The sequence below is a fragment of the Photorhabdus heterorhabditis genome (genome assembly GCF_001280945.1).
GTDB lineage: Bacteria > Pseudomonadota > Gammaproteobacteria > Enterobacterales > Enterobacteriaceae > Photorhabdus > Photorhabdus heterorhabditis.
Map to the genome: position 1 here is coordinate 96,256 of NZ_LJCS01000002.1, position 12,691 is coordinate 108,946.

At 42.9% G+C, this 12,691-nt stretch carries 16 protein-coding genes and 1 pseudogene; 12 read left to right on the forward strand and 5 right to left on the reverse strand.

Annotated elements, in window-relative coordinates:
- Nucleotides 1-12 precede the first annotated feature (12 nt).
- Both AM629_RS01380 and AM629_RS01385 read left to right on the forward strand, forming a co-directional pair.
- Entirely contained in the window at nucleotides 13-582 is a 570-nt protein-coding gene (locus AM629_RS01380) for a hypothetical protein (protein ID WP_054475444.1), read from the forward strand.
- 142 nt (nucleotides 583-724) lie between these two features.
- A complete protein-coding gene (locus AM629_RS01385) occupies nucleotides 725-1,096 on the forward strand; it encodes a VOC family protein (RefSeq protein ID WP_054475446.1) in 372 nt (123 codons plus the stop codon).
- Between the two features lie 60 nt (nucleotides 1,097-1,156).
- Here the strand turns inward: AM629_RS01385 and tus are convergent, their stop codons facing one another.
- Entirely contained in the window at nucleotides 1,157-2,083 is a 927-nt protein-coding gene (tus, locus tag AM629_RS01390) for a DNA replication terminus site-binding protein (protein ID WP_054475448.1), read from the reverse strand.
- 361 nt (nucleotides 2,084-2,444) lie between these two features.
- On the opposite strand from tus, the gene AM629_RS01395 reads away from it, so the two are divergent.
- On the forward strand, nucleotides 2,445-3,035 hold the full coding sequence (locus AM629_RS01395) for a LysE/ArgO family amino acid transporter (RefSeq protein WP_235525369.1): 591 nt from the start codon (nucleotides 2,445-2,447) through the stop codon (nucleotides 3,033-3,035).
- Nucleotides 3,036-3,108: 73 nt separating this feature from the next.
- On the opposite strand, the gene AM629_RS01400 is transcribed toward AM629_RS01395, so the two are convergent.
- Nucleotides 3,109-3,708 carry a lytic polysaccharide monooxygenase gene (locus AM629_RS01400; RefSeq protein WP_054475452.1) on the reverse strand — a complete coding sequence of 200 codons (600 nt, stop codon included), beginning with the start codon at nucleotides 3,706-3,708 and terminating at the stop codon, nucleotides 3,109-3,111.
- 753 nt (nucleotides 3,709-4,461) lie between these two features.
- On the opposite strand from AM629_RS01400, the gene AM629_RS01405 reads away from it, so the two are divergent.
- From AM629_RS01405 to AM629_RS01440, 8 genes are all read left to right on the forward strand, one after another.
- The gene (locus AM629_RS01405) at nucleotides 4,462-4,848 is read left to right on the forward strand and encodes a DUF2170 family protein (RefSeq protein WP_054475453.1); all 387 of its coding nucleotides are present in this window, start codon (nucleotides 4,462-4,464) and stop codon (nucleotides 4,846-4,848) included.
- Nucleotides 4,849-4,868: 20 nt separating this feature from the next.
- The gene (locus AM629_RS01410) at nucleotides 4,869-5,555 is read left to right on the forward strand and encodes a PspA/IM30 family protein (protein WP_054475455.1); all 687 of its coding nucleotides are present in this window, start codon (nucleotides 4,869-4,871) and stop codon (nucleotides 5,553-5,555) included.
- A 61-nt stretch (nucleotides 5,556-5,616) separates the two neighbouring features.
- Nucleotides 5,617-6,279, forward strand: a complete 663-nt coding sequence (locus AM629_RS01415) for a YjfK family protein (RefSeq protein WP_083451847.1) — start codon at nucleotides 5,617-5,619, stop codon at nucleotides 6,277-6,279.
- Nucleotides 6,280-6,717, forward strand: a complete 438-nt coding sequence (locus AM629_RS01420) for a DUF350 domain-containing protein (RefSeq protein WP_054475457.1) — start codon at nucleotides 6,280-6,282, stop codon at nucleotides 6,715-6,717.
- 12 nt (nucleotides 6,718-6,729) lie between these two features.
- Nucleotides 6,730-7,650: a DUF1190 domain-containing protein gene (locus AM629_RS01425; RefSeq protein ID WP_054475459.1), complete on the forward strand. Its 921-nt coding sequence runs from the start codon at nucleotides 6,730-6,732 to the stop codon at nucleotides 7,648-7,650.
- 148 nt (nucleotides 7,651-7,798) lie between these two features.
- Nucleotides 7,799-8,965 carry a glutathionylspermidine synthase family protein gene (locus AM629_RS01430; protein ID WP_054475461.1) on the forward strand — a complete coding sequence of 389 codons (1,167 nt, stop codon included), beginning with the start codon at nucleotides 7,799-7,801 and terminating at the stop codon, nucleotides 8,963-8,965.
- 131 nt (nucleotides 8,966-9,096) lie between these two features.
- On the forward strand, nucleotides 9,097-9,378 hold the full coding sequence (locus AM629_RS01435; RefSeq protein ID WP_054475463.1) for a type II toxin-antitoxin system TacA family antitoxin: 282 nt from the start codon (nucleotides 9,097-9,099) through the stop codon (nucleotides 9,376-9,378).
- Entirely contained in the window at nucleotides 9,375-9,887 is a 513-nt protein-coding gene (locus AM629_RS01440) for a GNAT family N-acetyltransferase (RefSeq protein ID WP_054475464.1), read from the forward strand. The genes AM629_RS01435 and AM629_RS01440 overlap by 4 nt, the downstream gene beginning before the upstream one ends.
- Nucleotides 9,888-9,922: 35 nt before the next feature.
- Here AM629_RS01440 and AM629_RS21705 read toward each other — a convergent pair.
- The 3 genes and pseudogenes from AM629_RS21705 to AM629_RS01450 all read right to left on the reverse strand — a co-directional run.
- A pseudogene (locus AM629_RS21705) lies at nucleotides 9,923-10,075 on the reverse strand (Tn3 family transposase); the annotation flags it as partial.
- A gap of 111 nt (nucleotides 10,076-10,186) precedes the next feature.
- Nucleotides 10,187-11,476, reverse strand: a complete 1,290-nt coding sequence (locus tag AM629_RS01445; protein WP_054475466.1) for an arsenic transporter — start codon at nucleotides 11,474-11,476, stop codon at nucleotides 10,187-10,189.
- 44 nt (nucleotides 11,477-11,520) lie between these two features.
- The gene (locus AM629_RS01450) at nucleotides 11,521-11,841 is read right to left on the reverse strand and encodes a transcriptional regulator (RefSeq protein ID WP_054475469.1); all 321 of its coding nucleotides are present in this window, start codon (nucleotides 11,839-11,841) and stop codon (nucleotides 11,521-11,523) included.
- An 84-nt stretch (nucleotides 11,842-11,925) separates the two neighbouring features.
- Between AM629_RS01450 and arsH the strand changes: the two genes are divergently transcribed.
- Entirely contained in the window at nucleotides 11,926-12,624 is a 699-nt protein-coding gene (gene arsH, locus AM629_RS01455; protein ID WP_054475471.1) for an arsenical resistance protein ArsH, read from the forward strand.
- Nucleotides 12,625-12,691: the final 67 nt, after the last annotated feature.

Consider the following 12,691-nt stretch of genomic DNA (forward strand, 5'->3'; position numbering starts at 1 on the left):
AGGACAAACTACATGTTAGGACCAGTATCGAATCATCAATATATCTCAACTAAAATCAGTAGCACTGAAGATTCACTTCCCCGGAGAGTAGACGTTCATTCCCTCTATGGAAGCGATAATGAAACAGGAGGTATTCTGAACAATAAAGTAGAGGCTCGATTAAATGATATCATCATAAAAAACAATGAAATGTTCGGGTTTAATTATTACCAGCAAAACCCATACGAGCGGAAAATACTCCTCGAAAGTAGAAAGGGGTATTGTGGAGAATGTTCCGACGAGGTATTGCAATATGTTGATGATAAATATTATGAAAAAGTTAACCCATCTAAAGAGCACTATTTTGTTTTGAGCAAGGACCAAATTGATATTATTGAGCCATCTTATAAGCAAATGTTTTTTAAAGCAGAAGCAACAGAAATGGAGTTTGATAAAACAAATAAAATCCTAAAAGAATTCCCTGATGTCTTTGTTGGTAGTAAAAATGATTTTGATTATATGATAATAAAAATTTGCGATATCTTTGGCATTAGCGCACCCCATACACTCGAATACTGGAATATTAATCGAAACTTACGTTAATTAGAGTCGATTTATATTTTTATATAGTTAAGTATGTTTTCGTTCCATTGTTCCATTGTTCCATTGTTCCATTGAACCTCAAACCCTATAACAATTTATTTTTACTCTCTTAGATGAATCAAACTTGCATGAGAATTACATAATGACAATATCCTCTAAACCTAACCTTCAACTTGTCTACGTATCTGATATTGATCGTTCAACGGCCTTTTACCAGACACTTTTCAATTCTGAACCGGTGTTTTCGAGTCCCCGTTATGTGGCATTTTCTGCTGGCGACGAAGCATTGTTTGCCATTTGGTCGGGGGGAACAAAACCAGATGTTGCTGTCCCGCGGTTCTCTGAGATCGGTATTATGTTGCCATCCAGCGAAGATGTAGATCGCTTTTTTGCAGAATGGCAGAAGAACCCCGACATCAAGATTGTGCAGGAACCTTACACTGAAGTTTTTGGCCGTACTTTCCTTGCTGAAGATCCCGATGGTCATATTATTCGGGTATGTCCTTTGGATTAAAAATCTTGCAGGGCAATTTTCTTGCCCTGCAATTTGCAATTATTGTTGGCTACTTTTCGTTTAAATTTCACGATATAAATGTAGTCTGGGAATAATCAGCTCCAGTGGTTTAGCTTTGGGTTTATGGCGATGTACTATTGTATTAGCATTGTAATCACTAAGTTCACCTATCTTTGGTTTGTTATCACCAGAGTTAACATAAAACGCAATAATTGGTAGAGGGCAAGCATATTGCACCTGCTTTTGTTGATCGGTATACCAGACTCGTGCAATAGGTTGCACTTTTACAGGGCGTTTTATTTTTAAAACCACATCATTGGACAATTTTTTTATATCGATGATTTCTCTGGCAACTAATTCTGCCCATTGTTCCCGAGAATAAGGAGAAACTGCACGCCCAGAGTGATAACTTTTCTCCAAACGTTGCAGAATTTGATTTTTTGTGACTTTATTGATGATGTTTTTATTTGCCCAACCAAAACGAACGGAATCAGGATTGAGAAGGGGAGTTATGGTTCTGTAGGCATTTAGTGTAATCAATCCATGTAATTGATTGTGAACAAATTCAAATCGTTGTTCTTTATTTACGCCTGATTGAATAGTTACGATATGTTCAAGTTCTGCTTTCAACTTATTAATTTCTTCAATCAAAAGTAAAGCAGAGTGATATTGTGGTTGGTTCACAGAAAAACACAATACACCAGGAAGGCGAACAGCTGCTTTACTGCTGATATTTTGATTGTTGTGATGGATAAATAGCTTCAGATAATGGCTTAAACCTAAATCTAATGCTTCATTACCTGTCGTTTTATTAACAGTTATTTCTGTTATTGGATCATGTTCACTGCCTTTTTCTACATTGGGCAGAACAAATACATGGGCGGCCAGCAAAGTGTAACTATGAAGAAGTTCATACAATTGTTTCAATCTGCTTTCTTGTTTTTGAAAGCAACTATTCAAGTTTTCAATTGATAAGTATTTATTCATATAAGTAACAGTTTTAGTTACAACATGCTTTTCATTATAGAACAAAAAACATAAACATCAAACTCGTCTGTCCACTAAAACAGCTAAGTAAAATTAAATAAATACCCATATCACATAAACTGTTGCTCCAATAGTGTAACAGCATTGATTGTTTTATGCTTAAAGAACATTGCGGCGACTTGCCAGTGGGGTAGGCCGCTGTGTCGATGTTTCTTTGGAGGTCAATATCATGAATAATTTGATAATCAGGTAGCAAGAGTGCATCGAGACGACCTGATTTTCCAGCAAATCTAGATATACCGGGTGATACTTAAAACAATACTTTGGAAGGATTATGTTGGCATTAATTAATGGTTTTATTTTGTGCTTAGGGCTGGTAATTTCGATTGGTCCTCAGAATATAGAAATCCTTCGGGTCGGTCTGCTGAATGACCGTGCAATTCTGCTCGCTTCAGTGTTTGTGGCTTGTGATGCAATCCTGATTACCATAGGTGCTTTAGGTGTTGGAAGTATCATTGCGTTGAATCGAGAAATAACTATGGTTTTGATGTCATTTACCATAGTGTTCCTTCTATTCTTGGCGTTCCAGGCAGGGCGTCGATCTATAAGTGAGAGTGGGGAGGCTATTACCCTCAGTGAGAAACAAAATACCAGACCTTTTAACATGGTGAAACGCGGACTCGTTCTCTCGTTCCTGAACCCTTTAGCGCTACTGGAAACCGTTGTCATCCTGGGATCAACAGCAGCGCCTTATCCTGCCAGTCATCGAATTTTGTTCATGGCTGGTGCACTTGCGGCCTCGTCTGTTTGGTTCTACGGTCTGGCCTATAGTTCTCGCAAGTTCTCAGCCTTCATATCGAAACCATGGCAGTACCGTATTATAGAATGCATTGCCGCAGTCACTCTGTTTATTACGGCCTGCTGGTTAGTACAGCGTACTTTCATCATTTAAGTTAAATTGAAACTAAAAAGGAACAGCGTTATGCTGTTCCCAATAATTATTGTCTTGCAACATCTATTGGATATCAGGCAGGGTTAATTGTTGTATCAATCACTTGGTAAAATGCATTCAGGGTATCTGCAACTGTCCAGACACCCAATATAACGTGATAACCTTGATAACCTTCTGGCAAAGTACATTTATTAATAACTTCATTCCCCGGCATTTTTTCCTGGTAATCCTCAAAGCAGAAAGGTGTACTATTAAATTGCTCTCTGGTTAAAGGCTTATTGGGGTCCCAGTCTAATTTAGTAATAAAATATTCCCAACTTGAAGTCTTGTGTTGGATTACAATTTCCCATTTGAATTCAATATCACCGGTAGTAATGGGAATTTTCTTCCATCGCTCTGCTGTTTGAACATCCAATGCGTCAAAGTGACCAATACCCGCACTGGCAATATGACCATCTTCTGGGCCAGCTTGCGGGAAGCCTTTTTTAGCTTCAAGAGATTGAGGTTCATATTCTACCAACCCACAATCTGTATTTTGTTTATTTCCCTGTGCAGAACAAAGGAATGCCCGACTTCCTGGACTATCAATGTAACCATGAGCCCATGCTCCATTAAATAAAGCTGCGATTACAGTAGTGGCTAAAGTCATAATTCTCACTTTATGTTTGTACATAATAGTGCCCTCCATTAGACAGGATAATTAGTCTATGACAAACAAAGCCCCGGGACTTAATTATTATCCTAGATGAATATAATATGATTATCCATTTCATAAATTAATTAATAATCTAATTACATTAAGGTATTGAAATTTTTCATTAAAAGTGCCTGTTATTATTTTTTGTAATATAAAAGGATAAGATTTCTATAATTTATTCTACCTTACTGATGAAAAAGACAATTTTTGCATTTTGAACGGGGCGCCTGCTCATTTAAAAACACGTATTTATACCCAATAGATTTCAAGATGGATGGCGACGGCAAGGGAGCATAGATAACTCTGTGACCGGGGTGAGTGAATGCAGCCAATAAAGAGGCAACTTGAAAGATAACAGGTATATAGTATGGTGATGTGTCACCGTCAGTCTGTTTTATTGAGTCATTGCAAAGTATGAACTCAATCATCCACACAATAGTTCCTAAAATGGTATTTGGCTGGCAAATGAATTTGTTTGTGGGGATAGCAGCAATATAGCGGGGGAGCATAATAAAACGTTTTGGCGAATTACGGAGTATCGATGTTATGATAAGCATAATTCAGTCTGGTTAGTGATCTTGTATTATTCAGCGATAGTTCTGATAGTTCAAAACCTAGTTGAACTGCTTAAGTGTTCTACTATTTATCTGGATACGATATTTGTTAAAATTAGTGCTGTAAAATACGGGTTGTGGCTGGAAAACTACACAAACGATTGGAGTAAGTAACTTGGAATTAAATCAAGTAATAACTGAGCTTGAAAAGTCTGATAACAATTGGACTGTAGAGCAAATAGGTGAATGTCTCGTAATCACTAACGAAGACGGCATTAAGGCACATTTAGCCATTTGTGGAAAACAAATCACAGTAGAAGCGCTGCTGTTCTCGGAAGAATATGTTTCGGATACAGCGGCCTTAAATAAGTTCATTTTAGAAACGCACAAGATGATCCCTCTGACTTCTGTTGGAATTACTGTAGTAGATGGTCAATCTTACTATGCAGCTTTTGGCGCTTTATCTTCAGAATCAAAAATGGAGAGTATTGTCATCGAAGTTTCTATGTTATTCACCAACATTGCTGAGCTTCTTGATGCGTATTCTGAGTTTCTAAAATAACAACATAGGGTAAAAATATTATGAGCAGTGTATGGAAAAAGCTTTTCAAAGCAATTAAAGGAACTGTAAACAACGCAGCAGAATCTGTAGCTGATGGGAAAGCGCTGACCATTCTTGATCAGGAGCTTCGTGAAACAAAAGCAGAAATTCGCCGCGCTGATGAAAGCCTGATTGGCATTATCGCTAAGCGCAAAGTGGCAGAAAAAAAGGTTTCATCTATCGAAACCAGTATCAGTGAATACGAAAATCACGCTCGCTCTGCGGCTAATAAAGGTGACAATGGGCTTGCTTTAGAATGTGCTCAGAAAGTTGCTGGCCTGCGTGGTGAATTGGAAACAGAGCAATCACAGCTTGAAGCTTTCAAGAAAGTTGAAGTTACCCACCGCCGCACTGTGCAAGAAGCTAAAGAAAAAGTGTCTCAGCTTGAGAACCAAGTAGACCTTGTTAAAGCAACTGAACAGGTACAAAAAGCACAGGCTGCTACCCACAACTCTGTCGTTGGCGCATCATCTAAAACATCTACCGCTCTTGATTCGCTTGAACGTATCAAAGCACGCCAGGCTGAGAAAGCTGCCCAGTTCGAGGCTCAGCAAGAGCTTCACGATAACGCAACTTCAAGCGATTTGGACAAAAAACTTAAAGCAGCTGGCATTACCTCAAGTTCTGCATCTGCGGAAGACGAACTTGCCCGTATTCTTGGCAAGTAATCCCCTGGTTGTTAGATAAAGGCCCTGTTCCTTAGGGTCTTCCTCTTCAAAGGATGTTTCTATGTTTTCCAAAATCGCTGACGCGTTTAATAAAGCACTTCGCCGCAAGGAAGTTGTGCCTGTTGGTCCGAAGGTACCAGAAATATTGGGGTTGCGGATTGGTGGTGCATTTGAGATAGACCCGCTCATACTAAAACTGATTGAGTCTGATCTTACCATCGAAAATGCGGCCTCAACTCAGCTTATATGCGCTGTTGGTGTTATTGACCTTGGCGATAATATGCGCTTGGTTCGCTACTACACCGATGATGAAGGCTACCTCCAGGTACTTCAAGAAGGTGAGAACGATGATGGTGTGAAAGAAGTGAGCCTTTGGTACTTCTACGAAACTAAACCGATCGATTCCCAAACCCAGTGGGATGCGTTGATTGAAAATGGCATCATCACACCGAACGGTCAATATGACCTCGATGGCACTCAATTTTCTCAGTTGTGGAGTAATACGAAACCGGTAGCTATGACGGAGAAAACCTACCATAAGAACAGCAACATGACTGAAACAGACCAGTTTGTAATGGTTTACACACGTCAGGTTTCAGATAACAAAACAGAAGAGCTTCTGATTGCCGGCGAAGAGAAAATTGTAAGCAATAACTTAGACAGACTAATGGTACAAAGTACCGGTATTCAACTTAATCAAACAGGTTTTAGAGTGGTAGCATAAATGATTACACTAGTAAATGAAGAACAAGCTTTAACTCAATTTATTAATAGTGTAGCCAACTTTGGATTATGCTTTGGTCTGGCGCTCGTTTTCTTCATTATATTCAAATTCGTTTACATTATGGTGACTCCACATGATGAATGGAAGCTGATCAAAGAAGAAAAGAACACAGCGGCTGCAATATCGCTGGGAGGGGCTTTGGTAGGTTATACCATCGCAATTGCAAGTGCAGCAAGCAACTCTGTCGGCGTGACTGATTTCGTTATGTGGGGTGTTGTTGCATTACTCGCTCAAATTGCTGGCTTCTTCATGGTGCGCGTATTCATGATGCCGAAAATCGTATCTCGTATTGAAAACAATGAGATCCCAGCAGCTGTAGTTCTGGCTGCCGTTTCAATTTCTGTTGGTCTTCTAAACGCAGCTTGTATGACTTACTAATTCAGAGGTTGTATGACGAGCAAGAATAAAAAGCGCAGAATGCGCAGCACAGACATCAACATTGAGAATAAGCGTAAATACTGGCGAACTTTCTCATTCACTTCGCTAGCGCTTAGTGTTGGTTGTATAGCTAGCTGTAGCCAATCAACCGACAAACTGTCAATCAGGATCTATAAGGACTTAGCGGCTTGCCAAAATGATCCACAGAATACTATCACTACTGAATGTGAAGCCACGTACAAGGCAGCATTACGTGAAGCAGATCGTACATCACAAAAATTCAGGCAAGAAGCAATGTGTAAACTTGAGTACGGCGAATGTAAAGAGATGCCGGACAAGCTTGGTTATCGACCAAAAATGGCTGCCTTTATGATGGCTGATGTAAAGCCTGAGGATTTCAACAAGTACAACCTTTCTGACCAATACCGTAATGTGTTCTACCAGCCAATATTCACTTCAACATCAAGCTACAGCGACCTGTATGATAAGCTGTTCTTCGCTGATGGCAAAGTCATTGGCTCTTACTCTAATATGGACAATATCCAGTTCGAGATGAACCAACGTTATTTACATCCCCTAGAGACTGTTCGCCTGCCAGAGGTTTTTCAAAACTCAGGCAAGAGGGCAGAAAATACCTCTGCGACAAACTCAGTATTAAACATAAACACTCTGGGAAATGCTTATATAGCTTCTGAAATAGGCAATTATTCAGAGTGTAAGCAGAGAGAGAGGATGCATAGAGAGCGCCTAAATCGTGAGAAAGCGCAGCAATTAGAAACAGGTTACTACGGTGGCACTCATGTCAGCCCTTCAACAGGATTCAAGGACATGATTAAGACCGCAGATAGTAAACCCATCGTAACTACCAAATCTAAAGGTGGTTTTGGCTCAACCTCCTCAGCAAAGTCAAGCTGGGGAGGATGGGGCAGTTAAACCCACTCTGACATCTAATTCGGAGGCTGTTTTTATCAAGCCTCTTTGTTATCAGAATTTTGCATAAGCTCATCATTAATTACGGAATTAGACGTCTGGGCGATAATTTTCTCCGATATTCAGATAAGAAGTATCGAAAGGTTAAAGAATGCTACAAATTTCAACGGCACCACGCCATGATTGGAAAGAACGCGCAAAAGAATTCGGTTTTGGTTTCCACACGATTGATGATGAACCGTACTGGATCGAAGACCGTTACTATCAATTTACTCTCAAGCAGATAGAGGAACATATTGAAGATCCGACAGAGGAAATCCACCAGCTGAGCCTTCAAGCGATAGAACGAGTGATTAACAGCGACAAGCTGATGGCTAAATTCCAAATTCCAGAAATAATGTGGCGGTTGGTGCGTGAATCTTGGCAACGCAAAGACCCGAGCCTCTACAGTCGACTCGATTTTGCCTATGACGGTAAAAATCCAGCCAAGTTATTAGAAATCAACTCAGATACGCCGACCTCGATCTATGAACTGGGTTTCTTTGGTTGGTTGTGGCTGGAAGATAAGGTTAATCGCGGCAAAGTACCGCGCTCGGCAGATCAGTTCAACCTTCTGCAAGAGTTGCTTGTGAATCGCTTCCACGAACTTAAACCATTTTTGCCATTCAACACACTTCATTTTACATGCTGCAAGGGTACAGAAGAAGACAAGGGTACAGTCGATTATATGGCTGATTGTGCTAAGGATGCTGGCATTCATACTGAGTTTGTCTATGTTGAAGACATTGGCCTAAGCGAATGCGGCAAGTTTACGGACAACAATAGTAAAATCATCGATTCTATGTTCAAGTTATACCCATGGGAGTTTATGTTCCGCGAGGAATATGCTCAGCATCTAGCAACTGCTGGTGTTAACTGGTTTGAGCCAATGTGGAAGTGTATTACCTCAAATAAAGCCATCTTGCCGTTGCTTTGGGATATGTTCCCAGGACATCCAAACCTGCTTGAGGCTTACTTTGCCGATGACCCAAAAGCCAAACGCCTGACTCATTATGTCAAGAAGCCAATATTTAGTCGTGAGGGGTCGAATATCAGTATTTATAAAGACGGCAAAGTGATTGAGAAAATCGATGGACCTTATGGGGAAGAGGGTTACATCGTGCAACAATATACTCCGTTACCAAAATTCGGTGAGAACCATGTACTTATCGGTAGCTGGCTTATTAATGACAGACCCGCTGGTCTATCGGTGAGGGAAGATATTGGCCGAATCACAAAAGATACATCGTTATTTGTGCCTCACATTATTTTAGGTTAGCTGAACCTCATATGATGGATTAAAAATGGAGTTTATTGCTATTTTTGTGTGTCATTGTGGCATACATTATTTTCGCGTGCCATAATGATACCTGATGGAATTTATTAATACTGATGACAATAGGTAAAATTATGACCACTAACGCAGAACGTAAAGAAACTCGCTTGGTTGCACGAACATCCGCAGAGATACAAGAAATTATTCAAAGGGCGGCTGATTACTCCGGTACAACCCTTTCACAATTCCTTATTGAGTCGGCAATGGATAAGGCCCGTAACGTGATTGAACGAACTGAAACATTACATTTGTCGATGGCCGGTGCGGATGCACTGTTCGCTGCGCTGGAAAATCCTCCAAAAGCAAACAAGAAGCTACTTAAAGCAGCGCTGGGCTACAAGGATGCAGTGAAATGATAACCATTGAAGAAATAACCCATCAACATAATCGCAAAGTGTTTGATTGCCGCGTCAATGAATTAAATAAGTTCTTACAGCAACAAGCCCGGCAGAAAACCGTAAAGCACATATCAAAAACTTACGTGGCCTGCTGGGATTCGACACCCAAAGCTATCATCGGTTATCACACGCTGACTGGGTATTCAATAACAACGCCGCCCGCCCATAAAGACTATAAAAAGTATCCTCATCCACTTAATGCAGTAAAACTAGCCCGTCTTGCGGTGGATCATTCGTGCCAGAGGAAACGATTAGGCGAAAAATTATTGATTGATGCCATCTATCGCACCGTGTTGGTCGCACAACAAATATCAGCTATCGGACTATTTGTTGATCCTATGACCCCAGAGGTCATTTCGTTTTATCGGCAGTATGATTTTTTACCCGTCGAGCCAGACGACCCTTCATGTCTTGGAATGTGGCTGCCCATTAAAACCTGTATAGAAGTTGCCAGTACCTTGCTGTGAGCAATTATAAAGACATCCAACGATTGTCAAATGCTAAGTGAGATCGCCGCAGTCAGCAATGTCAGCCCACTGGCGCGGTAGCTCTGATTTTCCAGCCCACTATCCCTGATTTCCCCCAACCGATGCATGAAAACGGCTCGGGCAAGGGCCTTACCTTTATTCAGTCCCGCCTGCACACGTCGACGCAGGGACGGGATCGCGAAACCAGTCCAGCAAACCGAGCTTGAATTTACGGGATTGTGATATCGCTATTTTTAAACGAAGCTGAGGTTAGTAATGTTGCTCATAACAGTATCTCATTACAGAGTGACAGAGAGCCGCAGAGCCAGCGCGGCCAGAGTAACAAATAGAACCGGCAGGGTCATAACAATGCCGGTACGAAAGTAATATCCCCAGGTGATCTTCATATTTTTCTGCGAGAGCACATGCAGCCACAGCAACGTGGCCAGACTACCAATCGGGGTGATTTTCGGGCCTAAATCGCAGCCAATCACGTTGGCATAGACCATGGCCTCTTTGATAACACCAGAAGCTGTGCTCCCGTCAATCGACAATGCCCCAACCAGCACTGTTGGCATATTATTCATGATCGACGACAGGAAGGCCGTCAGGAAGCCGGTACCAAACGTTGCAGCCCATAAGCCCTTATCTGCCAGCATATTCAGCACGCCAGACAGGTACTCCGTGAGGCCCGCGTTGCGGAGTCCATAGACCACCAGGTACATGCCTAGGGAGAAAATAACGATCTGCCAGGGCGCTCCACGCAGCACTTTTCCCGTATTAATCACATGGCCTCTCTTCGCGACGACAAACAGTACAACGGCTCCGACTGCTGCTATCGCGCTGACGGGAAGACCCAAAGGCTCCAGAACGAAGAAACCGATCAGCAGGAACAGCAGGACAATCCAGCCTGCCCTGAACGTCGCTAAATCCTTTATTGCGCTTGTGGGTGACTTCAGTAACGAAACGTCATATGTCGTCGGGATATCCCTGCGAAAGAACAGATGCAGCATCATCAGTGTGGCTGCAATCGCCGCCACATCTACGGGAACCATGACAGAAGCATATTGCGTAAAGCCCAAGCCAAAGTAATCAGCCGAAACGATATTCACCAGATTAGAGACTATGAGCGGCAAGCTGGCGGTATCAGCAATGAATCCCGCGGCCATCACAAAAGCCAGCGTAGTCCCTTTACTGAACCCCAGCGCAAGCAGCATGGCTATCACTATCGGCGTCAGGATCAGCGCCGCACCATCGTTGGCAAATAGCGCAGCTACGGCGGCGCCAAGCAAGACTATCCAGGTAAACAATAAGCGCCCGCGCCCATTACCCCAGCGGGAAACATGCAGTGCTGTCCATTCAAAGAAACCCGACTCATCAAGCAGCAGGCTGATAATAATCACTGCGATAAATGTAGCTGTCGCGTTCCAGACAATGTTCCAGACAACGGGGATATCATCGAGGTGAATAACACCAGAAGCCAGTGCCAGTACAGCCCCGATACTTGCACTCCAGCCGATGCTAAGCCCTCTGGGTTGCCAGATAACGAGTACCAGCGTCAGTAAAAATATACTCCCTGCCAAAAGCATTTCAGACTCCAATAAATATGATCATATGCATGTGTTTTCCTTCCCTAGCAGGAGGTGCAGGCCGATTTGTCCAGCCATTTACGTACATCCTCCCGCAGGCACAGCCAGGAAGTCGTGATTGTTTCAGCCGCCCAGGCAGGCATGTGAGGTGACAGACGGTAGTGAACCCATTTCCCTTCACGGCGGTCCATAACCAGCTCAGCCTCGCGCAAGATTGCCATATGGCGCGAAATTTTGGGCTGTGATTCCGAGGTGGCTGCACAAATATCGCAGACGCATAGTTCTCCGGACTCCCTGAGAAGCAGGATGATAGCGAGTCGCGTTTCGTCCGACAGGATTTTGAAAAGTTGAACAGGTTGTAGCATTTTTTACTCCGTTCCCTTTAGAATACATATATGGTAAATCATATATATTGAGATTTGAATCCCCAAATCTTTCGGAGGAGAAAAATGGAACAATTTCCTGCCCTGAACGCTGATTGCTTTGATGAACGTATCGCGGAACGCCTGCATCTACAGGAACCACCACGAATCCTGATTTTGTATGGTTCGGTAAGAGAACGCTCGTACAGCCGTTTTGCTGCTGAGGAAGCGGGACGACTACTGGCCGCTATGGGGGCGGAGATGAAAATGTTTAACCCTTCCGGACTACCATTACCCGACGATGCACCGGAAACACATCCAAAGGTCGTCGAGCTCCGTGAGCTGGTCAGATGGTGTGATGGGATGGTTTGGAGTTCCCCGGAACGGCACGGTGCGATGAGCGCAATTATGAAGGCACAGATCGACTGGATACCATTAAGCGAAGGTGCCGTTCGCCCCTCTCAGGGAAAAACGCTGGCGGTGATGCAGGTCTGCGGCGGGTCGCAGTCCTTCAATGCCGTTAACCAGATGCGGATTCTGGGCCGGTGGATGCGTATGTTCACCATCCCCAACCAGTCCTCGGTGGCAAAAGCCTGGCAGGAGTTCGATGACAATGGGCGTATGAAGCCCTCCTCGTGGTACGACCGTATCGTCGACGTCACTGAAGAGCTGTTTAAAGTCACGCTCCTGCTGAAAGGGCATACGGGATACCTTGCCGACAGATACAGTGAGCGAAAAGAAAGTCACGAGGAGCTGTCTGTGCGGGTTAATCAGACAAAAATTTAAATCAAGTGTGATGTCTCTGCTTTGCTGTCGTGAAGTTTGCGCCCTTCATGGTGCAGTCAGCGAAATC